The organism is Solibacillus sp. iso_87 (genome assembly GCF_056173085.1).
This window is the reverse complement of record NZ_CM149656.1, coordinates 2,144,556-2,166,661: the sequence shown is the minus strand read 5'-3', so window position 1 is coordinate 2,166,661 and position 22,106 is coordinate 2,144,556. Positions and strand designations below refer to the sequence as shown.

22 protein-coding genes, 2 pseudogenes and 2 riboswitches are annotated in these 22,106 nt (G+C 35.7%); of the genes and pseudogenes, 17 read left to right on the top strand and 7 right to left on the bottom strand.

Going from position 1 to position 22,106, the window contains the following annotated elements:
- Positions 1 to 6: 6 nt before the first annotated feature.
- Both AC0VXV_RS10845 and AC0VXV_RS10840 read left to right on the top strand, forming a co-directional pair.
- The gene (locus tag AC0VXV_RS10845; protein ID WP_475528171.1) at positions 7 to 984 is read left to right on the top strand and encodes a ketoacyl-ACP synthase III; all 978 of its coding nucleotides are present in this window, start codon (positions 7 to 9) and stop codon (positions 982 to 984) included.
- A 216-nt stretch (positions 985 to 1,200) separates the two neighbouring features.
- Complete coding sequence (locus tag AC0VXV_RS10840) at positions 1,201 to 1,665, top strand: YtxH domain-containing protein (RefSeq protein ID WP_475528170.1); 465 nt, start codon at positions 1,201 to 1,203, stop codon at positions 1,663 to 1,665.
- Positions 1,666 to 1,774: 109 nt separating this feature from the next.
- On the opposite strand, the gene AC0VXV_RS10835 is transcribed toward AC0VXV_RS10840, so the two are convergent.
- Positions 1,775 to 3,253: an aldehyde dehydrogenase family protein gene (locus tag AC0VXV_RS10835; protein ID WP_475528169.1), complete on the bottom strand. Its 1,479-nt coding sequence runs from the start codon at positions 3,251 to 3,253 to the stop codon at positions 1,775 to 1,777.
- A 300-nt stretch (positions 3,254 to 3,553) separates the two neighbouring features.
- On the opposite strand from AC0VXV_RS10835, the gene AC0VXV_RS10830 reads away from it, so the two are divergent.
- Entirely contained in the window at positions 3,554 to 4,906 is a 1,353-nt protein-coding gene (locus AC0VXV_RS10830; RefSeq protein WP_475528168.1) for an amino acid permease, read from the top strand.
- On the opposite strand, the gene AC0VXV_RS10825 is transcribed toward AC0VXV_RS10830, so the two are convergent.
- Together AC0VXV_RS10825 and AC0VXV_RS10820 are read right to left on the bottom strand one after the other, a co-directional pair.
- Positions 4,891 to 5,520 carry a LysE family transporter gene (locus AC0VXV_RS10825; RefSeq protein WP_475528167.1) on the bottom strand — a complete coding sequence of 210 codons (630 nt, stop codon included), beginning with the start codon at positions 5,518 to 5,520 and terminating at the stop codon, positions 4,891 to 4,893. The genes AC0VXV_RS10830 and AC0VXV_RS10825 overlap by 16 nt on opposite strands.
- A gap of 237 nt (positions 5,521 to 5,757) precedes the next feature.
- Complete coding sequence (locus tag AC0VXV_RS10820) at positions 5,758 to 5,943, bottom strand: hypothetical protein (protein WP_475528166.1); 186 nt, start codon at positions 5,941 to 5,943, stop codon at positions 5,758 to 5,760.
- A 447-nt stretch (positions 5,944 to 6,390) separates the two neighbouring features.
- On the opposite strand from AC0VXV_RS10820, the gene AC0VXV_RS10815 reads away from it, so the two are divergent.
- The 7 genes from AC0VXV_RS10815 to AC0VXV_RS10785 all read left to right on the top strand — a co-directional run bounded on the left by AC0VXV_RS10815 (position 6,391) and on the right by AC0VXV_RS10785 (position 14,486).
- Complete coding sequence (locus AC0VXV_RS10815) at positions 6,391 to 6,546, top strand: hypothetical protein (protein ID WP_475528165.1); 156 nt, start codon at positions 6,391 to 6,393, stop codon at positions 6,544 to 6,546.
- 41 nt (positions 6,547 to 6,587) lie between these two features.
- Positions 6,588 to 6,872, top strand: a complete 285-nt coding sequence (locus tag AC0VXV_RS10810; RefSeq protein WP_475528164.1) for a DUF3219 family protein — start codon at positions 6,588 to 6,590, stop codon at positions 6,870 to 6,872.
- A 6-nt stretch (positions 6,873 to 6,878) separates the two neighbouring features.
- Positions 6,879 to 7,892 carry an LLM class flavin-dependent oxidoreductase gene (locus tag AC0VXV_RS10805; protein WP_475528163.1) on the top strand — a complete coding sequence of 338 codons (1,014 nt, stop codon included), beginning with the start codon at positions 6,879 to 6,881 and terminating at the stop codon, positions 7,890 to 7,892.
- A gap of 211 nt (positions 7,893 to 8,103) precedes the next feature.
- On the top strand, positions 8,104 to 8,343 hold the full coding sequence (locus AC0VXV_RS10800) for a cAMP-binding protein (RefSeq protein WP_475528161.1): 240 nt from the start codon (positions 8,104 to 8,106) through the stop codon (positions 8,341 to 8,343).
- A 458-nt stretch (positions 8,344 to 8,801) separates the two neighbouring features.
- Positions 8,802 to 10,451 (top strand): catalase, encoded by a 1,650-nt coding sequence (locus AC0VXV_RS10795; RefSeq protein WP_475528160.1) that lies wholly within the window; start codon positions 8,802 to 8,804, stop codon positions 10,449 to 10,451.
- 2,163 nt (positions 10,452 to 12,614) lie between these two features.
- A complete protein-coding gene (locus AC0VXV_RS10790) occupies positions 12,615 to 13,553 on the top strand; it encodes a permease (protein WP_475528159.1) in 939 nt (312 codons plus the stop codon).
- 15 nt (positions 13,554 to 13,568) lie between these two features.
- Positions 13,569 to 14,486, top strand: coding sequence for a TIGR03943 family putative permease subunit (locus AC0VXV_RS10785; RefSeq protein ID WP_475528158.1), 918 nt, complete (start codon positions 13,569 to 13,571; stop codon positions 14,484 to 14,486).
- A gap of 299 nt (positions 14,487 to 14,785) precedes the next feature.
- Here the strand turns inward: AC0VXV_RS10785 and AC0VXV_RS10780 are convergent, their stop codons facing one another.
- Both AC0VXV_RS10780 and AC0VXV_RS10775 read right to left on the bottom strand, forming a co-directional pair.
- Positions 14,786 to 14,878 (bottom strand): hypothetical protein, encoded by a 93-nt coding sequence (locus AC0VXV_RS10780; RefSeq protein ID WP_475531449.1) that lies wholly within the window; start codon positions 14,876 to 14,878, stop codon positions 14,786 to 14,788.
- Positions 14,879 to 15,262: 384 nt separating this feature from the next.
- Positions 15,263 to 15,982, bottom strand: a complete 720-nt coding sequence (locus AC0VXV_RS10775) for a hypothetical protein (protein ID WP_475528157.1) — start codon at positions 15,980 to 15,982, stop codon at positions 15,263 to 15,265.
- Between the two features lie 278 nt (positions 15,983 to 16,260).
- Between AC0VXV_RS10775 and AC0VXV_RS10770 the strand changes: the two genes are divergently transcribed.
- From AC0VXV_RS10770 to AC0VXV_RS10755, 4 genes are all read left to right on the top strand, one after another.
- The gene (locus AC0VXV_RS10770) at positions 16,261 to 16,422 is read left to right on the top strand and encodes a hypothetical protein (protein ID WP_475528156.1); all 162 of its coding nucleotides are present in this window, start codon (positions 16,261 to 16,263) and stop codon (positions 16,420 to 16,422) included.
- A gap of 115 nt (positions 16,423 to 16,537) precedes the next feature.
- Positions 16,538 to 17,065, top strand: coding sequence for a DUF6609 family protein (locus AC0VXV_RS10765; RefSeq protein ID WP_475528155.1), 528 nt, complete (start codon positions 16,538 to 16,540; stop codon positions 17,063 to 17,065).
- Between the two features lie 423 nt (positions 17,066 to 17,488).
- Positions 17,489 to 17,644 (top strand): IS3 family transposase, encoded by a 156-nt coding sequence (locus AC0VXV_RS10760; RefSeq protein WP_475531448.1) that lies wholly within the window; start codon positions 17,489 to 17,491, stop codon positions 17,642 to 17,644.
- Positions 17,645 to 17,739: 95 nt separating this feature from the next.
- A riboswitch (TPP riboswitch) is annotated at positions 17,740 to 17,837 on the top strand.
- A 56-nt stretch (positions 17,838 to 17,893) separates the two neighbouring features.
- Positions 17,894 to 17,992, top strand: a riboswitch (TPP riboswitch).
- A gap of 173 nt (positions 17,993 to 18,165) precedes the next feature.
- The gene (locus tag AC0VXV_RS10755; protein WP_475531447.1) at positions 18,166 to 18,927 is read left to right on the top strand and encodes a 3-oxoacyl-ACP reductase; all 762 of its coding nucleotides are present in this window, start codon (positions 18,166 to 18,168) and stop codon (positions 18,925 to 18,927) included.
- A 229-nt stretch (positions 18,928 to 19,156) separates the two neighbouring features.
- Here AC0VXV_RS10755 and AC0VXV_RS10750 read toward each other — a convergent pair whose 3' ends face one another.
- Positions 19,157 to 19,420 carry a winged helix-turn-helix domain-containing protein gene (locus AC0VXV_RS10750; protein ID WP_475531446.1) on the bottom strand — a complete coding sequence of 88 codons (264 nt, stop codon included), beginning with the start codon at positions 19,418 to 19,420 and terminating at the stop codon, positions 19,157 to 19,159.
- 153 nt (positions 19,421 to 19,573) lie between these two features.
- Between AC0VXV_RS10750 and AC0VXV_RS10745 the strand changes: the two genes are divergently transcribed.
- From AC0VXV_RS10745 to AC0VXV_RS10735, 3 genes and pseudogenes are all read left to right on the top strand, one after another.
- Complete coding sequence (locus AC0VXV_RS10745) at positions 19,574 to 19,672, top strand: hypothetical protein (protein ID WP_475531445.1); 99 nt, start codon at positions 19,574 to 19,576, stop codon at positions 19,670 to 19,672.
- A 797-nt stretch (positions 19,673 to 20,469) separates the two neighbouring features.
- A complete protein-coding gene (locus tag AC0VXV_RS10740) occupies positions 20,470 to 20,751 on the top strand; it encodes a hypothetical protein (RefSeq protein ID WP_475528153.1) in 282 nt (93 codons plus the stop codon).
- Between the two features lie 262 nt (positions 20,752 to 21,013).
- Positions 21,014 to 21,136: pseudogene (locus AC0VXV_RS10735) on the top strand (IS3 family transposase); the annotation flags it as partial.
- A gap of 32 nt (positions 21,137 to 21,168) precedes the next feature.
- Here the strand turns inward: AC0VXV_RS10735 and AC0VXV_RS10730 are convergent.
- Positions 21,169 to 21,668, bottom strand: a pseudogene (locus tag AC0VXV_RS10730) (transposase); the annotation flags it as partial.
- Positions 21,669 to 22,106: the final 438 nt, after the last annotated feature.

Below are 22,106 nucleotides of genomic sequence, written 5' to 3'. Positions count from 1 at the left end.
CATGGCATGGCGAATATTAAAATAAAAAACGTTGCTATTTATCATCCAGAAAATTTAGTAGCGAATGAGTTTTATCTAGAGCATTTTAAAAAGCAAGGAGAAGATATTACCGGCTTCTTGAAATCAATGGGAAGAAATAAACGTTATATCATCGTCAACAATGAAAATTCCCTGACAATGGGAATTGAAGCAGCTAAACGTGTATTAGCGAAGGCTCAATTAAATGGAAAAGATATTGATATGATTGTGTTTTCTACGCAAGTTCCGGAGCATACGTTACCTACAAATGCAATGTTTGTGCATCACGAAATTGGTGCATCAAATTATACAATGATGTTTGATAGTAACGCCAATTGCGCGGGCATGACGGTTGCAGTGGATAACGCATCACGTTATATGATTGCAAACCGACGTATTAAACGTGCTCCAGTTATTGGTTCTGATGCTAACAGCTTAATTTCCAATCCCGAACAGGCGTTTACATATGCTAACTTTTCAGATGCAGCAGCAGCTGTTATTCTAGAAAAGACAACGGAGGAAGAAACAGGTTTTATTGATGCGGTCTACGAAGTGGATTCTGCGAATAGAAATAACATAATTTACCCAAAAGAAGGCTTTTCGCAAACGATTGGTAAGAAAGAACATATCGTTTTCACACCTTTTGACGGGGCAATGGCTATCCCGGCCGCATGTGAAATGATTGAGAACCTTTTAAAAGACAACGGTCTAAAGATAGAGGATGTAAATTCCTTTTGCTTATCGCAATTCGCCTTATCGAATATCTTGAAGATCCAAAACTATTTTGACATTCCCGAAGAAAAGACTATATATGTAGGAGAAAGATATGGCTACACTTCAACTAGCAGTCCATTCTTATGCTTAAATGAAGGAATTGAAACAGGCCGTATAAAAAGTGGTGACATTGGATTGTTCTGGACTATTGGTGCAGGTCACGAAATGGTAGCAATGTTATTTAAATATTAATAAGACAAATTTTTAAGGCGACAACCCTATTGAGATAATAGGTTGCCGCTTTTTTGACCTTTACTAAAGAATGTTGGAAAAAGATAAAGGAGCATCTAAATTGTTAATGCTTGTTCGAATAGCTAAAAAAGAATTAGCTTAAATAGTTTGAATGAAAAAAATATCGGGCAACTAATGAATAAGATGACAAATTCAAATATAAAGGAGCCATTAATTATGACACAAACTAATTATAATAATGTATCGACAACATCTGAAAACGAAAATAACGGAAAGCTTCTAAGAGGCATGGTAATCGGGGCAGTTATTGGTGGTGCGCTTTCAATGCTTGACTCGACTACTAGAAATAAAGTAACTGAGACAACCAAGAATATGAAAGATTCAACAATGGATATGTACAGCCAAGTAAAAAACAATCCTTCAGAAGTAAAGGATGACTTGCAAGAGCGACTGAAATCCGCTTCTTCCGTATTAAAAGAAGCGATAAGCGATGCTCAAAATCTTTACGAAAAAGTAAACGAGAATATTATTCTCCCAGTTACTATGGTAAAGGACGAGTCAAGTGAAATTCTTTCCCATGCCAAAGAAGCTACAACTGATTTAAAAGACATCGGTGGGAAAGTGAAAGAAGCCGGCGAAGAAGTGAAGGGTAGCAGTAATGGTCAAAGCCAAGGTGCATAGAATTAAAATGTCCCATATCAGATTCTGAAAGCAATGTTAAATATACAAACAAAAATAAGAGCATTAACCCGATGAGGTTTAATGCTCTTTTCTATTAAAAGTATGCTTTTTATTCAGGAATATAAGGTAATTCTAAGTCATTTGGAAGGTTGATGACATGAGTTTCTGTGTAAGATTTGATGCCATCTAATCCGTATTCGCGACCTACGCCTGATTGTTTAACTCCGCCAAATGGGAAACGAACATCTAACCCTTGAATTGCGGCAGTGTTAATCATCGTTGTACCTGCTTCAATGCGACGAGCCACTTTTATAGCATGTTCTTCTTCTCCCCAAACGGAGCTTGTTAAACCGTAAATGCTTTCATTGTGTAATTGAATCACTTGTTCTTCATCATCATATGGAAGGATTGGTACAGTAGGGCCAAATTGTTCTTCCACTACTATACGGTCATGAACATCTGCACCTAACACGAGTGTCGGTTGTAAGAAGTAACCGTTATCCATTAATTCAGGGTTTAGAATTGTTCCTAATGGAATAATTTGTGCCCCTTTATTTTTGGCATCTTCCACTAAACTTTTTACATATTCTACTTGGTTTTTGTTATTGACTGGACCGACTGTTACATCTGGATGGAATGGGTCTCCTACTTTAATCCATTTGTTTGCGGCTTCAATATATTTTTCAACAAACGCATCGTAAATTGAACGGTGGACATAGACACGTTTTGCAATCATACAAATTTGACCAGCTGTTAGGAAGTTGGCAATAACCATTCTTCGTAATGCACGTTCATCGTTAACATCAAAGTCATTTAATACGATTGCTGCATCATTACCGCCAAGTTCCAAGGTCATTTTTTTAATTGTTTCAGATGCTGCTTTCATAATATGTTTAGCAGTATTTGTACCACCTGTGAAAGCGATTTTCGCAACTTTCGGGTTGGATGTAAGTTCAATTCCAACTTCTGCATCCCCGTTAACTAAGTTCAGTACACCTGCAGGGAATTCTTCAGCAATGATTTCGGCTACACGACTTACCGCTAAAGGAGCAAATGGACTTGGTTTTAGTACCATTGTATTACCAGTTAACAAAGCAGGAGCGATTTTGATAGTTGAAAGAGAAATCGGGTAGTTCCAAGGCGTGATCGCTGATACAACACCGATCGGATCATGTGTAATGATTGTTCGACCAGTTTCATGTTTGCTGTCCTCTGGAGCTGTTACTTTTTTCACATTGTCAACTGCAAATTCCATCCACATAAGTGAAACAGCAATTTCTCCTTGGGCATCATATAGCGCTTTACCATGTTCGCGTGATAATAACTCAGCGATTTCAGGGGTTGCATCTTTTATCTTCTGAATGGCACGTTGCATTCTTTCGATACGATTCTCAACATCACTCCAAGCCCAAGTTTTAAAGGCTTCATATGCCGCGTCGATTGCCTGGCTTGTTTCCTCTCTCGTATTATTTGGAGCGTAACCAACAATTTGCTCAGGGTGTGTTGGATTTTCACGCGTAATTTTTTTATCTGTTTGTATTTTTTCGCCATTAATAATAGCGTTAACTGTTATTGGCGCTTTATTCATATTAAACCCCTCCGAATAGTGAGATTATCTTACAATAAGTATAATATTCCTATTTTTGTTATTCTTAGACAGATGCTCATACTAGAAATTACCTTATTTAATATCAACTCCAATTATCTGTATCAAAAATTTATAAGAAAGTGATAAATGAATATATTCTTCTCCACTATCACAATTTTTATACAAGTATAGGGTTTTAGGAATGACCAACTTATTCCCTTATTAGAAGTGCTTTCATCATCTCAATAGCACATAAAACCATTTTTTTGTGGAAGGCTATTTTCATGTGGAGGTGTAGAGATGGGGAAACAAGCGTCGGGTGCTAACGACGAAAAAGCAAATCTTACTTGGTGGCAATTATCCCTTATTGGAGTAGGCTGCACGATAGGTACAGGATTTTTCCTTGCGTCGAGTATAGCGATTAAAATGACAGGTCCTTCTGTTATTTTGGCCTTTATAATGGCTGCTACTGCAACGTATATTGTATTTGAGGCTCTTGCTAAAATGATTGCAATGGATCCACAGAAAGGATCATTTCGTACCTATGCCAAAAAAGCATATGGACGTTGGGCGGGGTTTAGCAGTGGCTGGGTTTACTGGTCTTCGGAAATCTTAATTATAGGCAGTCAACTTACCGCAATTTCATTATTAACTAAGTTTTGGTTTCCTAATATTAAATTGTGGATATTCGCAGCAATTTATGCGGTTCTCGGTCTCATTGTTCTATTTATAGGAGCAAAAGCATTTGGGAAATTGGAAAGCGTATTTGCTGTGATGAAAATTGCAGCTATTTTTATGTTTATAATCATTGCAATTTTAGCACTGACAGGAGTAATTGGCGGAAAATCAACTCCTGGCATCCCACAATCCGTGAATGAATTTTTCCCGAAGGGCTTCATCGGATTTTGGAGCGCTCTTATATTCGCTTTTTATGCCCATGGCGGAATCGAAGTAATGAGTATAATGGCGATCCATCTAAAGAATAAAGAGGATGCACCTAAATCGGGTAAAGTGATGTTAGGGCTGCTTGGAGTCATTTATGTGACTGCTCTATCTTTAGCTCTATTACTGAAGCCATTTGATAAGTTCAAGGAGAGCAAGAGCCCGTTTGTTGAGGCTTTATCAGGTGCCCATAATATTGATTTTTTCCCGCATGTATTTATAGCAGCTATTATTATTGCGGGATTTTCAACAATGTCTGCATCTTTGTTTTCGGTTACGACAATACTCGTGACAATTTCTGAGGATGGAGACGCTCCTAAAATTTTCAGTAAACAGAAGAAAAAGAAGCTTAAAATGCCATTGCCTGCAATTGCTTTAACAACTTTGGGGCTTGTACTTTCTATCATTACGTCTTTATTACTGCCGGATAAAGTATACGAATATATAACGACTGCTGCGGCATTAATGCTACTTTACAACTGGCTGTTTATTTTAGTCATGTACCCGAGGTTAGTTGAAACGACTACTTTCGATAAAGCGAAAAGAATTATTGGAATATTACTAATCACTTCAGCAGTTAGCGGAACACTATTCCATCAGACAAGTCGTCCAGGCTTTTTTATCAGTTTAGTATTTCTCGCAGTGATCGGGAGTATAGTCTTTTTTATGCGAAAAAGATGGAAAAAGGAAGAATCTCAAAATAATGCGTGATAAGCCTGAATCCCAAAGTAAATACCGAACCCGATCATTGCAAGCGATGAGATGATGGAAATAATATTTATAAACCCGGTAGATAATAATTTACGGGCTCCACTGGAGATAGCAGCCATTATCGTATCCCACAGCATTATTCCAAGGATGACGGCAAGGCTATTAATAATTATTTGATTATCCGTACTGACTTTGTTTGTTTCTGCAAGGACTGAGCCATAGATTCCGAGCCAAAAAAGGACAGTAAGCGGATTCAAAAGTGACATGAGAAAGCCTGTTATTAAGGAATGTCTAAGGCGTGTAGTTTTTTTGTTGGATTTTAAAGCTAGCTCAATTTTATGCAGAGAAAGTAAATTTTCAATCCCGGTATATGTAAGAACAAAACAGCCAAACGACCAGAGGAATACCTTTACCGGGGAGTATTCAATAACTTGGCCAATCCCGAAATAAACCATTATCATGTACAAAATATCAGCTGTTAAAGCACCAATGCCAAAAATAAGCGCATGAAAAAAACCGTTTTTTATTCCTGTATCTAGCTGCGCTGCGTTGACGGGACCGATAGGCGCGGCTAAAGATACACCTAAAAAAATGTAAGCTGCTATTGAGTTCAAAAATAGCCCTCCTTAAAATGATGTCTGTGCATCTTATTCAAAGAGAGTGACTCGTACAACTATAAAAATGAATTTTATTTCAATAACGAAGTAGCCCTTTACCAACGGAAAGGTAAAGGGCTACTTAGTCTATACATAATTGTCGAGGTGTCTTTTGAATGTTAGAAACCTGACCATTAAAGATGTTCGTGCAAATGAAAGAATACAATCCCCCTAAGGGAGACTGTATTAGTAATATTACTTATTATTGTTGTTATTTTTGTTTTTCTTATTAAAGTTATTGTTGTTATTGTTGTTGCGGTTATTTTGATTTTGATTATTTAAATTATCGAAATTGAAATCTTCACCGAATTCAAATTCATTATTATTGTTGTTATTGTTGTTATTTCGCTGACGTTTAATATTAAGTTTATTATTTTCCACAGCTGTTCACCTCCTTAACAAGAGTTAGAATGGCTTAAACAGAGATGAAAAATACTCATTTTCATTTGAAAGTTTTTCCTACGGATGGATTGATCCAATTTACAATCGCAATCACGTATACAAACAAGTGTTCCTGTATAGAATAGAAATAGCGGTATATCCATCAATCAGTAAAGCGAGTGGTCCATATGCATAAAGAATTCATGAAGCTTAGCGATGACATCCACCGGTACATTGTGCTGGAATTATTTTCAAAAACATTAGGAATGAAGTACCTAACATCGGCAGATAGAAAATAAAGTCCCAAAGCCGTGAGAGCGAGAATAAAACGGTATTTATGAGCCGTTAAACACCAGCGCCTCAATTATTAGTATCTAATAATCGGGGCGCAATTATTTAAAGGTTGTCGCCAAGTATACTATAATTAGTACATAAAGGGGCGAAAAAATGGATTATACTAAAATCTACAACGAGGAATTGATTGCCTTAGTAAAAGAGAAAATACAGGCATTAGGTGAAGTTAAAGCGGTGAAATTTGTGAGAGAACAAACAGGAATGTCTTTAATACAGGCAAAAAAATTTGTGGATTTTTGCAAAGAATAGGTTATATATACGATTTAAATTTTTTAATTAGGGGTGATTTTTTGGTCAGTAAAATGATTTTAGATGACAGAGTAATTCATTTAAATAGCTATGAAGAAGAAATAGTAAACGGGAACTTTAAAGTCTCAGTCATTTTTGACGTGACAAGTGAAGAATATCATGATATTGCAACCTTACTTTACAACGGATCATTTGACGTTAAGATTCCTGAAAAGGATAAAATGTTTAGAGGGACGATTTATAACTATTCCACTTCTATTACAAATTTGTATGAAAAAGATCAGGTAGGACAATATAAATTAACTTTAGTGGAAGAAAAGGGCTGAAATTTAATGAGATTAAGCATATTGGATCAATCACCTATCTCTTCAAATCAAACGCCTCAAGATGCGTTAAATTGGTCAATGAAATTAGCGCAGGCAGGAGAGTCACTAGGGTATACAAGATACTGGATTGCCGAACATCATGATTTAACCGGACTAGCATGTCCTGCACCTGAAGTGATGTTAAGCTACATTGGAGCTAACACAAATCGAATTCGTATAGGATCTGGCGCAGTTCTATTGCCTCATTACCGTCCTTTTAAAGTTGCTGAAACCTTTAATATGTTAGCGACACTATTTCCGAATCGTATTGATTTAGGAATTGGACGAGCGCCAGGTGGATCCTCTGAAGCGATGACTGCTTTGTCCGGTAACTTTATAAAAAATGTTGGAAACTTTCCATCTTTATTGAAAGACCTACTTCATTTTTTAAATGATGATTTTCCGACGGATAGCGAATATTCAAAGTTATCGGCTTCTCCCATACCTGAAAATCCGCCAATACCTTGGCTCCTTGGAACTGGTAAAAAAAGTGCTTTACTCGCAGCGGAAAATGGTGTGCCGTATACTTTCGGTTATTTTATGAGTGATCAAGATGGAGCTGCTATTATTAGGGAATATATTGATAGCTTTAGACCAAAAAAAGAAGGGCAAAAACCACAAGTCATCATTACTGTTAACGTTATTTGTGCAGAGACAATGGAAAAAGCTGAAGAAGTTGCATCAAGCTTTCTCATCTGGTCTTTAAAGATGGAAAAAGGGGAAAGCAAACAAGGGGTTCCTTCTACAAGTGAAGCTAAGCAATATAAACTAACTGAAAAGGATAAAGATACATTGGAAAAAGTTAGACAAAAAATAATTATTGGTAATCCTCAAGAAGTAAAACATAAATTATTTGAGTTAAGAACAAAATACAAAGCAGATGAAATGATGATTAATACAATCACATATTTGCCGGAAGATCGAATCCGATCCTATGAACTAATTGCAAAAGAAGTATATTCAGAAGGGGACCAAGCATGAGATAGGAAGTTTTCGGAATTCCCAAAAGTGCTGATATAACAATGTTTTTCGTTGTGCGAATAAAATTTAATAAAATGGAAGCTGCAGTAGTTTTAATGCAGTGATTACAAAAATAAGCTGCTGCCAAATCAGATGATTGGCAAATGAAACCTCCTAGATATTTTACATATATAATGAACCATCACACATTCTATATATAGGAGGTGGGAATATGGGGAAGAACGTTTCGAAGGCGAATCATGGAAAAACAGGAGCTGAACTAATAAGTGAAGCATTTGGCATGTCGCAAAACGATAGCGAAGCATTATTAGCACAGGCGTCAGAAGTTCAAACTACAGATATCCCTTTAGGAAAAGATGATGTATATGCGAGGGATAGTACAACAACAACTTTGAACAATCTGCATGAAGATAACACATCTGCCGTTTTAGATCGAAATGGGCCGAGGTAATTATTGAAAGTGAATCAATAGTGACTTAAGGCAATTCTTCCTTTAGAGTAAAGTTTACAATTCCTTAAATTAAGAGCTTATGTTCTTAATTTGAGGAATTTTTTATTTTCAAAATCAGTAACATATATGCAAAGTCAACTCCAATAAATATCTCTTTTAATCTGAAGTTTTTTAGTAGTAAGGTTAATAGCTTTTTTCAAAGAAGCCCTTACTCCTAACCCCCCTCACCTTTCTATTTATCATATTGACTCTTTAGATACTCAGTCACCCCGACTAATATTTCATTAGCCTTTTTTTCTAGAGTTTTAAAGTACCCATGAATTAACAGTACAGGTTATACTCTGGATAATTTTCATTTCTTTGAATATATACAGAGAAATTCGGGTATAAAGCATAGTGTTGTAATATTTTTTATTATCAGTGCTTTTAAGTGAAGTATTTATTTAGGAGGTTTTATTATGGCAGAGAACAAAGGCAAACATGTTGCAAAAAAAGAGGATGGGGACCGTGAAATTCTAACTACACGTCAAGGGCATCCTGTAAGAGACAACCAGAATATCCGTACAGTGGGTAACCGTGGTCCAGCGACTTTGGAAAATTACCACTTCATTGAAAAAATTTCACACTTCGACCGTGAAGAGGTTCCTGAACGTGTAGTACATGCGCGTGGTTCAGGTGCTTTCGGTTATTTTGAAGCTTACGGTAAGGTTGGAGATGAGCCTGTAGAAAAATATACCCGTGCAAAAGTCTTTTCTGGTGCCGGTAAACAAACGCCACTTATGGTGCGTTTTTCTACAGTGGCAGGTGCGAAGGATTCACCTGAGACTGCTCGAGACCCACGCGGTTTTGCAGTGAAAATGTATACGGAAGATGGTAACTGGGATCTTGTAGGTAACAATTTAAAGATTTTCTTTATTCGTGATGCGATGAAGTTCCCTGATATGATTCATGCTTTTAAAGCAGATCCCGCTTCCAACGTACCTAATCCACAGCGTATGTTTGACTTTGTTTCACGTTCACCGGAAGCTACGCATATGATTACGTTCCTATTTTCACCTTGGGGCATTCCAGCGACATACCGCCATATGCAGGGTTCAGGGGTTAACACATATAAATGGGTTAATGAAGAAGGTAAAGCTGTACTTGTGAAGTATCATTGGGAGCCAAAACAGGGCATCCGCAATTTGACACAAGAAGAGGCAAACTCCATTCAGGCTACAAACGTAGGACATGCTACACAGGACTTGTATGAAGCAATTGAACGTGGTGAGTATCCAGAGTGGGAGCTGTTCGTTCAGATTATGGAGGACGACTACCATCCAGAACTGGATTTTGATCCACTTGATGACACAAAGCTATGGCCAGAAGATAAGTTCCCTTGGTTACCTGTAGGTCGTATGGTGCTTAACCGCAACCCGGAGGACTTTCATGCAGAAATCGAACAGGCTGCATTCGGCACTGGTGTGCTGGTAGACGGTATGGATTTTTCGGATGATAAAATGCTGCAAGGGCGTACATTCTCTTACTCAGATACACAGCGTTACCGTGTAGGTTCAAACTATTTAAAATTGCCAGTCAATGCACCGAAGGTACCGGTTCGTACAAATCAGCAACGTGGTCAGATGGATACTCGTGATCCTAAAGAGTCCGGTGAAAACCCGCATATTAATTATGAGCCGTCAATGATTGGTGGCTACCGTGATGCAGGGGATAAAGCATATCCACCACATCAGCCGTCTTATAATGCGGCATTAATGAGTGAGCCTATAGATCGCCCGAATAACTATGGCCAGGCAGGTGAAACATACCGAAGTTTTGAAGACTGGGAACGTGATGAGCTCATTAATAACTTATCGGATGCTCTGGCAATCTGTGACAAGCGCATTCAGGAAGCGATGTTTAATCACTTTACACAGGCTGATGAGGATTACGGCCGCCGTGTGAAGGAAGCGACTGAAATGAAAATGAAAGAAATCGAAAAGATGGCTCAGGAAGGTAAATTACCGGGCCGAGAGTCAGGGATTTCCAAATATGGTCAAGGAACGATCGCTGCGAATGAGGCAACAAAAGATGCAGTGAAGAAAAGCCATGAGGCAGACCCGTATTAATGATTAAAAAGTACATCTTGATGATAAATACACGTCTTTAAAACCAGAAAAATGCAATGAGGAAAGACTTAAGTTTGGTATTCCACCAGGCGTAAGTCTTTTTGCTTAAATTCGACTTGCAGGGCGGTGGAGTTACAATTAGCTTAGGCAGGTATTTATTATAAAATGTAGAAGTCATTGTTTAATAGACAATTTGGAGACGGAGCGTAAATTAACTTTTATGCTCTGTTTTTTATTTTTGTCTATAGTGGTGAATGAAATAGAATTTCAGGCACTTTATTGGGAAGTTAGAAAAGGTTTTGAAAGAAAGCGTCATTAACTTGGACACCTTTTTAAAATCGGTGCATGATTCTAACAACAAAATTACAGAGGCGATTGCACAACTATAATCATCATTTGTGGAGTGCAAAGAGAATAAACTATCACCAGGGCAAAATAAAACCATTAAAGAATTTTGAATATATCATAACGAAAATAAATGCCATCTGTATTTCGTGAATTGGAATTGTTGAATCCATATCATGAAGCAAATGTAATATTGGTGGAGGTAAGGCTAGTAACATATTTAACCCAACGGAAGGAAAAGCTATAGAGTTATCAGAAGTAGAACGGCAACAGCATTTAAAGAAAACCATTGATGTTATCGAGGGGTATATAAAGAATTAGACGATGAAATAAAATCCAATGTGCAAATGAGATGTTCGGATAAAGATGGATGCTATGAATGGGGAAATGTTGCAGATAAAATGTCCCTGTCGCGTAAAAAAAGTATTACGTAAGCGTAATGTGTTGATTGATAAGACAGCAGAAAGGATGGGGTGGTTTTGAAGATTGAAATTGGTGGTGTAAGTTTTGGTATGGTGCTCGCTATAATTATTTCGTGGAGCGTTAATAAATCCATACTGTGGGCAATCATCCATGGAATGTTCGGTTGGCTCTATGTAATTTATTATGTACTTACAATTTGACCATCTAAACCCTAGTGAAGTTCAAATAAAAACAGTGTAAATTGAAAACATCCCATAATTTAAACATACGAAATATCATAACCGGTCGAGTTTCTAAAGAGCTAAAAGCCCGAAAAACGTTGTAAAATCGAACCTGTGATCCCCAAACGTATAAGTGTAGCGATTGTATTACTATACAACGAAAAGAAAAATCGTGAATATAAGAAAAGTAGAGGTAATAATTAGTACCCATAAGGGCGTAGTAAAAGAACAAAGAAATAAAGTCCCCAAAACGTCGTTGGTAGCATTAATTAATGATCAACCCTTTTCTCAAAATCGTATATGCGAATTTCTTTTTGCGTAAGGTCGTAAGCCACTCGAATATGGCGCTCACTTATTAAAACAATCGGGCGCTTTCCTAATAGGGCCATATTGTGGAGCAACATTTTTTCTTGAGGGAGTGTTAGAAAAGGTGTTGTAACGATAAAGATATTGCTATACAAGTTTTTATGCGAATAAAAGATTATGCCCACCAAGTATAAAAGCTGCCTAAGTAACGTTTCATTGACTTGCATAAAGGCTCATATAAACAATGTTCCAATAAAAAATTGGTAAACGCTGCTACAACAACGTTTACCGATTTTTCTTTTGCCTCCAAACTTTGATATGGGAATATTTATTTGTATGTGATTGTAAAAATTAAATAAATGTATCAATCGAACCGTACTTCTATTCAGTTCAAAAGAAATAGATCTAATGCTAAGGAGAAGTAATAAATTGATCAAGACCACAGAATTAGATTCAATTTAAGGGAAGCTGAATCAATATCCTCCTTACTTGATTTCCGATGAAAGTAATATGTATGTAGAGCGACAAGAAACAATGCTTTACGCTACTATGCAGTGCTTGTCTATTTCCAGTGAAAAAGGGAATTTCTCCTAGTCTATTTGTACGAATATCATGTAAATGGGAATTATTACGATTTAAAAACAATATAATGCTTTAAGTCATCTAATATTAAATATTTTGGCAAGAGTTCTTTTGAATAGAGAGTTGCCAATTAAAGCTAAATAATAAACTTGCACTTGATTATTTTCTATTAAAGTTATACTAAAATATTCAGATTAAATAATATGAAAAGGGAGATTTCATGCAATCTAAACAGAAGTTATCGACTAATTTTACAGTATTATTTGTATGTGGGAGTTTTATTAGTATGATTTTGGTTGTTATTCCAATATTTACGGAGTTTCAATCCTTAACTATTCCAAATTCTTTTAAACAATTTAACACAATTTTTCTCAGTATTTTAATTGAAGCCATTCCTTTTGTATTGATTGGCGTATTGATTGCAGGATTTATTCAAATTTTTATTAATGAAGAACACATACGATCTTGGATTCCCAAAAATAAAGTTTCTGCAGTTTTCATGAGTTGTGTGGTTGGTGCATTATTTCCGGCTTGTGAATGTGGAATTGTGCCAATTGTACGAAGATTAATTGGCAAAGGGGTCCCATTGTACGCAGGGGTTGGTTTCTTGTTAACTGGACCGTTAATTAACCCAATTGTAATATTATCTACATACATGGCTTTTGGTAATGATGTAGAAATGGCGCTATTGCGGATGGGCGTTGGATTTGTTGCAGCGGTTTTAATTGCACTTGTTGTTAGCTTTTTATATAATTCGAACCAATTAAAACGAAAGAACAAGATTGGTAGTTCAATTGCTGAAATCAACAATAAACCACCAATTATTACAAGGTTAAACGATATGATGAAACATTCAATCGATGAGTTTTTCGATATGAGTAAATATTTAATCATAGGAGCATTGGTCGCAGCTTTACTTCAAACTTATATTTCTGCACAATCACTTTTTATATTTGGCGATGGTCTAGTTCAGTCTACAATCGTCATGATGGGACTAGCTTATTTTTTATCGTTGTGTTCTGAAGCAGATGCTTTCATTGGTGCGTCATTTAGAAATTTATTTCCCGCTACTTCGATATTAGCTTTTCTAATTTATGGACCAATGATCGATTTGAAAAACACGATAATGTTATTGGGTGTATTTAAAATGAAATTTGTATTCGTGTTATTTATTCTAATTTCAATTATAGTATTTGGATGTGTTTATTTATCGAGTTTTTTATAGGGAAGGAATGAATGGATGAAGCTGAGCTCGCAACATTTATTGAAAGCAGTCCTTTTAGGTTTATTTGCTTGGTTTTTTATAAATCTACAGTTAACAGGAGACATTTCGAAGTATATTAACCCAAAGTACGCTTTTATGAGTAAACTGAGTGCGTTTATCTTTTTTGTTTTATTTATAATTCAATTATCGCGAATTTTCCAGAAGAAACATGGTCATCATGTTTGCTCAGCTAATTGTAGTCATGACCATGAGAAAAGTCGTTGGAATTTACCGACAATCTTAGGTTTCGGTTTCATTACCTTCCCGATTCTTACGGGGTTTATAATTCCTCCTGCTACATTAGATTCTTCTATTGCCGCGAATAAAGGATCTGTGCTAACTCAGTTAATTAGTGGGCAAAAAGAAAAAAAATCTAGTGAACCTCTATTGGAACCTTCGGAGTCACTAGCTGAAAAAGAGAATATTGATATTTATTCAAGTGAACATATTCCCCTGGTTAACAATAACTATCTTTCTACAGAAGAAGTAGAGGAGAAAAAACGGTTACTAGAGGAATCTAAAGTGATTGAGATGGATAGTAACATATTTAGCTCTTACTATATGGAAATAAACGAAAATCCCCAATCTTATTCTGACAAAATAATTAGAATGAGTGGATTTGTTTATAAAGAAGGGGAATTTTCTAGTAATCAGTTGGTTCTTTCTAGGTTTTTGATTACCCATTGTATAGCAGATGCGAGTGTCATTGGATTTCTAACTGAACTAGAAGGGGCTGATACACTTGAGCAAGATACATGGATTGAAATTGAAGGTGTCATAAGTGTGGGAAGCTACGATGGATATGAATTACCAGTTGTAAAGGTTTCTAGCTGGAGCATAATAGATGAACCAAGTGAACCATATATTTTTCCAATTTTAACTTTGTTACAGTAATTTTGGAGTCTAAGCAATAGTGTGGTCTTTTAATAATAATCCACAATGGGCCAGATTGGTATTGCAAGATTCTTCAGCGTCAATGCATCCCCAAATGCAAATTAAAGAATTACTAGAAGAGTCCATCAGGAATTTCTTTCCGGATGAGAAGAAATGGCATGAAGAATGCATTGTGAATCGGTCACCTGAGTGGAGTAAGTAATAATGAAATAAAACGCAGACGATTTAGTAGTGTCATTACTCACTTCTAATTTACCGTCTGCTTTTTTTATTTAAGGAGAAAACAAGGTGTCACCTCGTTATATAGTAATCACCACTTTACCTTGAGAATGACCTTCCTGAAAATATTTGAACGCTTCGGTAATTTCACTTAATGTAAACCGCTTATCAATTATTGATTTTACTTTACCAGTCTCGAGTAATTCCTTTTAAATCATTTAAGTCTTTTTGATTTGCCCGTTGCAACAGGCTACTTATTTTTTTGCTACCAGCTATAGAAGTAAAAGATCCAAGAAATAATGTTTGATATAGTTGAGACTCGGAACCTCCTACGTGAACAAAATATCCATTTTGTTTTAGTGCACGTTTATAATCTGAAAGAGAATTAGAGCCATTTACACCAAGAACCAAATCATAAATTTTTTGATGGTAAATACCGCATCAGAATTGTTATGGGGAGATGTAGTGATTGATGTAAGTAAATTAAAATAACTATTCAACAATCTGGCGCGATTGAGGAAGAAGCGACTTTTATCTTAAATCTCGATCTTAAGTTTTTAATTGTTTTTTTCTTGTTCAAATGCCTTCAAGGTACGTTTATCAACCACCTTCGTTACTTCTCCGTTCTCGTCATAAAACTCTACAATCATCGCGAATTTAGATTTGGGTAGGTAGTGGATCTTTAAATTCAATTTACCTACCCCTTCCTTTGCTTCATCCACACCGATATACCCCTCAACATCGTAGTCAGTTCCGTTGATCGTCACTGAAGTTATGTAACCACTACCTCCTTTTGGTATGTATAGTCTGTAGTCTTCGATTACCCCTGTTACTGTAGCGTAATTTCCATTATTATAATCTTCTATATCTTTAATAGCCTCTTTTCCATCTATGAAGGCCTGTACACTTAACCAAAGAACACCTATCCCAATCAGTGTTGCTATGTAAGTACCAACCTTTTTACGTGCCTTTTTAAAGAATAATCCTGAGAACAAAGATAGTCCTAGCACTAAAAAGAAAATGAACAGAAAGAAGTACAAATTTATTTGAGGCGCTAACCAGTTTATCTCTTCCAAATAATCGAATAGGTATGCATCATAAAGGAAAAATGCTACGAAACCTAAAAAGAAGATCCATAAACAACCGAATGCCCAAACTGGTGCTCTGTTCCTGTGCCTATTTTCTTTTTCCCTAATTCCACCTTCTCTTACAGCATTGGAAGGAGTTTGTGGTTGTGGTTTTCTCTTCTTTTTCTTACTCATTCTTTTCCTATCCATAGTTAACCCCTCTTCAACTTTAATATAAAAGAGAACGGAGATTCCCCAATCCTCTTGGTACTACAACTCTTTATTTTACCAATTCATTTATCATTTTACCTTTCTTGGCATACAGTTCTATTTTACCGGTACATTCTGTAATAGGTAAGTAATATACTTATATGCCTTTGTTTTAAAGATATCGAATTTAAGTAGGATATAACGAAGTAATTATTCCATCCTTATTAATAGGCGCCTTACTTCATGTACCTATTTAGTTATGGGACGGTTATTGGTTTATGATTTTTATAGTTCCAGGTACAGAAGATTATGTGCTAATCGGTATATCAGAAAAGAAAATTATGCATTTTAGACCGAGTAAGCAAACTCCTGATCCAACAATACCATACGGTGAAATTATATTGGATAGCCCGGAAGTTCTCCGGATGAATACGGACTAAAACAAGGCAAAGATCAACAATTGGGCGCAATTCTTGCAAGAGGAATTGTGCTTTAATGGAGTACCATGAAAAGTTGAATACTTTAATAATCGATTCTTTGATTGGGGGAATCTTCATGTCAAATCAGATTATTGGAGTATGGTTAATTTATATAGGTGCAATTATAATAGTTTCGGCAATAAGTGGCGGTGATTTAACAATACAACCTTTCGTCCTTGGGTTTGGCGGCTTTTTCGGTTATCTAATAATTTTTATGTTACCGTATATAAATCGCCAACTAGCATACGGTAAAAATTCGAAATTTCAAGATAAAATAGATAATATAAACGTAATAATAACAATTATTTTATGCACCCTTTGTGGTTTGTTTATTGGCTTTGAAAATTCAAGATTGGTATGGTTGTCTATTTTAATTGTCATTGGTATACATTTTTTCGCTTTTTACTTTTCCCAAGGAAAATGGATGATAGTTTTAGGAATATTAGCAATAACAAATGGGGTATTGGGTATTATTTTCTTTAACATTCCTTTTTTAGTATTTGCCTCAATAGATGGGTTAATAAAAATTGTTATTGGTTTTAAAATGCTATTTATGAAACAAAATTTTGAAAAGCATTATATTTCTAGCGAACAGTTGCGTTAGCTAAAAAAGGAGCACTCTCATAAGGTGCTTACCTTTTTCAACCACATAAACAAAAAATCTTTAGGTGGCCATATGAAGAAGGTGTAGCATTATAATAAAGTTCGATTAAAAGATAGTTTGTACAATCTCTAACTTCAACTCGTTTGAATAAATATTATTTTTTCTCGACACAGAAAAATCCCCTTTAAGTAAAATGTTTACCGACAGCGTACTGAAGGTTTTTTAACATTGTCTACTTAAAGGGGATAATATCAAGCTTTGTTTCAAAACAGTTGGTTTCTTTCTATATAATAACGTTCGGGCTACTATAAGTGGCTTAAAAATGGCAAAGTATCGTTACGTAAACATAATGATATTGTTTTAAAGGAGCAAATATTAGCGATTCATCAAACGCACAAAATGTATGGGTATCCACGCATGTAAATCGCTTTACGAGACAAAGGCTTTCTTGTGAATCATAAGAAAGTCTATCGACTAATGAGTGAGTTGGGTATTCAATCGATTATTTGTAAAAAGAGTCGCGTATGGGGCAACCATCTTATTAGCAAACCTTTAGCTAATCAGGATACAAACGATTGAGTGGGATAATTCTAGGCTGCTTGTAGTAATGTAGTATTTAAGTAAAAAGTGTACTTGTTAAGAACAGCATATTTTGATAGAATCAAGCTAATTAAATGCATTTGCAGGGGGACACATTTGTGTTGAGAAGGTAGAACCTGACCCTTAGAACCTGACCGTTAATACGGACGTAGGGAGCAAAGTACATATTTTTTTTTTGTACTTACTATGGCTCCGCGTAATTTACGTGGAGCTTTTCTTTTGCAAATACTTTAATTGCAGGGGGACACATTCGTGTTGAGAAGGTTAAAACCTGACCCTTAGAACCTGACAGTTAACACTGACGTAGGGAGCAATTATAGGTGTAGTATACACTTTTTTAGCGTCTCTATAGTAATAGAGGCGTTTTTTTGCTCTTACAGAATCTAATGAGGAGGTAACCGTATTTAGTTTTGCGGAAATTTAAGTCGGATGGCTTTTTGTCTTTCCGTCATTTACGAATATCAAACAATTATACAAAAATTAGACAAGGGGAAATGATGATGAAATTACATGAACAAACCGTTTTAGTTACAGGTGCAAGTAGAGGTGTTGGAGAAGAACTCGTAAAAGCATTTGTCAAAGAGGGGGCTAATGTCGTACTGAATTATTATAAGAGTGAAGAAAAAGCGCAACGTTTAGCACAAAGTCTGGGTTCTCAGGTTATCGCTTTACAAGCAGATATCCGCAACCAACAAGAAGTTCAGCAAATGGTCGAAAAGGCAAAGCAATATTTTCATACGCCGATTACAACCATTGTCAATAATGCGTTGATTGATTTCGAATTTAATCCACTCACACAAAAAAATGTGTTTGAGCTTCAATGGACCGATTACAATAAGCAATTTGAAGGAACGATTAAGGGTGCTTTGAACAGTATTCAAGCATGTATTCAGGATATGAAAGAACTAGAATTTGGTCGTATTATCAATATTGGGACAAACTTATTTCAACATCCGGTAGTAGCTTATCATGAATACACAACAGCTAAAGCGGCATTGCTCGGATTTACACGTAACATGGCGAAAGAGTTAGGGGCGTATGGCGTTACAGTCAATATGATGTCTGGTGGACTTTTAAAACAAACGGATGCGAGTAAAGTGACAACAGCAGAAGTATTTCAATTGATTGAAACCACAACCCCTTTACAAAGAGTGACAACACCAAAAGAATTAGCGGAAGTGGCATTATTCTTTGCATCTCCTTGGGGGAGTGCCATCACTGGACAAAATTTAGTCGTTGATGGCGGTCTTGTAATGGATTAGAAACCAGCTTGTATCTCTCTTTTAGATGTAAATATAAGGGGGGGCAATAAGTTAAAGTGGGATGAGGTAAATATAATATTTATTTAAGGAAAACTTATTATGAACTGTGATTTTAAAATAATAGGTATATATATGTTGAACAATAGGACTATATTGTTGAGCAATTTTTTCTTGAGGAGGATATAGTACTGGTGTTTGCATCCTTGGACCGACGCTAAAAGGTATTCATTTAACTGATGACACAAATTAACCCCCATTCAATTTGAATAGGGGGTGATAGTATGTCAATGTCTATTACTATCATGTAGCGAAGAAGGTTACTATCAACCTCAATTTTTTTACGTAGGGTTGCCATAAATACTCTAAGAAATGCTACATTGTTCTCCCAGCTATTTCCCCAAATTTCTTTTGTAATGTAATTATGGGTTAACACGTTACCTATATTTTTAGAAAGTAAAACCAGTAATTTGTATTCAATAGGTGTTAAATGCAGCTCTTTACCATTTAAATAAGCACAACCAGCAGCATAATCAATAGCAAGATCCCCGTTAGGGAAATAAGGATTTTGATGTGGATTTTCTGAGCTGCTAAAGCTATATATAGTTCACTTCTAGGGGGCATTTTTATTGGAGTTGGAAATGGATTGATGTTAAATTTTCAGACAAGTACGGGAGGAACGGATTTTATTGCCCAGTTTTTATGTGACAAGACGGGGATAAATGTAGGGATATATCTTGCTTATTGATTCAATAATAATAATTATTGGTGGTTTGTTATTATCTTCAGAGACTTTTTATTTCTCCATTATCACTATACTTTCAATTGGTATTACTACGAGTTTTATTACAAGTAGAAAAGGGCATGTTTTCGACACTAATAAATGAGGTGACAGGGAGAAACTATGGGGATTTTATACACTATGGCTATTTTTTATTTTCCTTCGTCTTGGAATAAACCATAGATATCCCACTAGCAATTACAATTGATTAGTATTGTAAGTGTCAAAATAATCACCCCGGTATCAATTTTTTAATTATATTGCACAACTATTAAGTATTCAAAATAACTTTATGAGCCATTACAAACAAATTACTTGCCATACGATTACCCAATATATAAGAGCACTTATTTTTAACACAAAATAAAAATGAGAGGCTACAGTAACTAAAGAGAAATTTAGCGAAGAGTATCTGGATGAATGCCAGTGCTCTTTTTTACATTCAGAATAAGATGATTATATAAAAAGATATCATGGTGAGGAGAATAATTAATTGACTACTACATTAAGGTGTCAAGAATGCGAAAGACCGGCACGAATACTAAAAAAGACCAGGGAACTTTCCCGGAATGGAAATTTTATTGTAAAGAAGCTTTATAAACGTATTTGTCTATGTGATGGTGAAATTAAACTTGCGATGGAATAGGGCTTTGAATAGTGCGTATTGCTATTCCTCCGGCGGTACGTGCTATTGAGAGTTCATGAATGTTTTGTTTGTACTCCCACTTAGTTTTATTACTGGACTATAGGAGGTGGTAAATAATATGGATTGGTTAGAGAAGGCTGCAGAAAACTATGCAAAAATTAAAAAGGCTCAAGAAAACCAGAAACAAATAATAAAAATTTATCCAATAAAGGTAAGAGAATTATGGGCTTCCTTTAAACAGATGCACGATACTATTGGTAGCAAATTTGGTAATTCCATTATTTTTCCGAGCAACCCCTTTCATATGGAATCAGTAATAGGTATTGTTTCAATTAGAGGAAGAGCAAAGCAAGTTAGCAAGGCTGTCGGATACTACGGTTCAGTTATAATTACTATCTAATATATTAATAAACAAGGTAAAATTCAAACAGAACGAACTGTGGCTTTGAAATAAAGTTCGATAATTTATAATAGAGTCTGATTATTTTTAATAAAGTTCGATAATTTGTAAAAAAGTTTGATTAAATTCCTGTGTAGATAGTCAAGTTATTTTCTTATTCCACAATTCTTGTTCAAAAGTAAAGCTGTAGCAGATCAATTAGTCGAATTGAAATTAACTTTCCATAAGGGGAACGCCATTGACAGCCGAGTTTAAGGAGTTTCCTATCCTACATAGTGATCGAGGATATCAATATACATCAAAAGAATTCAAGCGAATCATAGAGAAAGCAAATGTGACACATAGTATGTCGAAAGTCGGCCGCTGTATTGATAATGGACCGATAGCGTACTAAACACTTTAACCCCAGCTCTTTCATTTGGTGATTTTTCCTTGGCTTGAACTAAGGCATTCAACTTTTTTAAATACTCGTTTTCCATGCGTAGACGGTTGATCCTTGCTTGAAGTGCTTCAGGTGAACCTTCTACAAGTGCTTGTTTTGGTTGTTTAGTCGAGTCTTTTTTCATGGATAGACGCCCCTTTTTCTTTGGCTGAAGGGCATCTTCAAATAATATTTCGAATTGGTTTTTCCAATTACGTATAGACGAACTAGCTGCTATATTGAAAAAAGCTGCCGTTTCGTGTAAGGATGTACCGTGTTCAGTCATATAATTAAGTACGTCTAGTTTAAACGCTTTTGTATAATTTGTATATCGTCTGACATACACTTTTACTCCGTTATTTTGATATTGTTTTACTAAAGTTAATAAATACCGGTGTGAAATACCAAAATCCCCAGCTACCGTTCTTGAGCTTTCCTTGCCATTTACATATCGTTGAACCGCTGCTAGTTTATCTTCTGGACTCATTCTAGCCATAGAAAAACTGCACCTCCTTGTTAGATGTGTCTAACAAGGAGGTGCAGTTCATGTTTGGGAGTATTGCTGAATTTCAAAGCGTTTAGGTCACGCCAACCCTAAAATCACATTGGAATTCTATGCACACCTATTGCCGAGTGCAGATAATGACATTGCAGACATTTTTCACAATGCTATCCAAAGTAACACTAAATAATTGGAAAAAATCCTGCGGACAAATCCAAAAAATCAGGCATAAAGTAGAAAGTCTCTCAAAAAGGAAAAGCCCATTAACGTTGATATGATAACGTGTATTCGATGAAGAAAACCCTTGGTATATTATCTTTTGTTCTTCTTAGTATCTTTCTTACTAACCATGAAATTGTTAAAGAAAAACTCCGAACATTTATAAAATAACCTAATTTAACTCGGTTTACTTTAATCGTACACCCTTCAATA

Coding starts and splice junctions, on each gene's coding strand:
- AC0VXV_RS10790 (WP_475528159.1), top strand. CDS start 12,615: ATGATTTTGGTTGTTATTCCAATATTTACGGAGTTTCAATCCTTAACT.
- AC0VXV_RS10770 (WP_475528156.1), top strand. CDS start 16,261: ATGATTTTTATAGTTCCAGGTACAGAAGATTATGTGCTAATCGGTATA.
- AC0VXV_RS10755 (WP_475531447.1), top strand. CDS start 18,166: ATGAAATTACATGAACAAACCGTTTTAGTTACAGGTGCAAGTAGAGGT.
- AC0VXV_RS10785 (WP_475528158.1), top strand. CDS start 13,569: ATGAAGCTGAGCTCGCAACATTTATTGAAAGCAGTCCTTTTAGGTTTA.
- AC0VXV_RS10805 (WP_475528163.1), top strand. CDS start 6,879: ATGAGATTAAGCATATTGGATCAATCACCTATCTCTTCAAATCAAACG.
- AC0VXV_RS10845 (WP_475528171.1), top strand. CDS start 7: ATGGCGAATATTAAAATAAAAAACGTTGCTATTTATCATCCAGAAAAT.
- AC0VXV_RS10795 (WP_475528160.1), top strand. CDS start 8,802: ATGGCAGAGAACAAAGGCAAACATGTTGCAAAAAAAGAGGATGGGGAC.
- AC0VXV_RS10840 (WP_475528170.1), top strand. CDS start 1,201: ATGACACAAACTAATTATAATAATGTATCGACAACATCTGAAAACGAA.
- AC0VXV_RS10745 (WP_475531445.1), top strand. CDS start 19,574: ATGTTAAATTTTCAGACAAGTACGGGAGGAACGGATTTTATTGCCCAG.
- AC0VXV_RS10815 (WP_475528165.1), top strand. CDS start 6,391: ATGGATTATACTAAAATCTACAACGAGGAATTGATTGCCTTAGTAAAA.
- AC0VXV_RS10765 (WP_475528155.1), top strand. CDS start 16,538: ATGTCAAATCAGATTATTGGAGTATGGTTAATTTATATAGGTGCAATT.
- AC0VXV_RS10835 (WP_475528169.1), bottom strand. CDS start 3,253: ATGAATAAAGCGCCAATAACAGTTAACGCTATTATTAATGGCGAAAAA.
- AC0VXV_RS10830 (WP_475528168.1), top strand. CDS start 3,554: ATGGGGAAACAAGCGTCGGGTGCTAACGACGAAAAAGCAAATCTTACT.
- AC0VXV_RS10740 (WP_475528153.1), top strand. CDS start 20,470: ATGGATTGGTTAGAGAAGGCTGCAGAAAACTATGCAAAAATTAAAAAG.
- AC0VXV_RS10800 (WP_475528161.1), top strand. CDS start 8,104: ATGGGGAAGAACGTTTCGAAGGCGAATCATGGAAAAACAGGAGCTGAA.
- AC0VXV_RS10775 (WP_475528157.1), bottom strand. CDS start 15,982: ATGGATAGGAAAAGAATGAGTAAGAAAAAGAAGAGAAAACCACAACCA.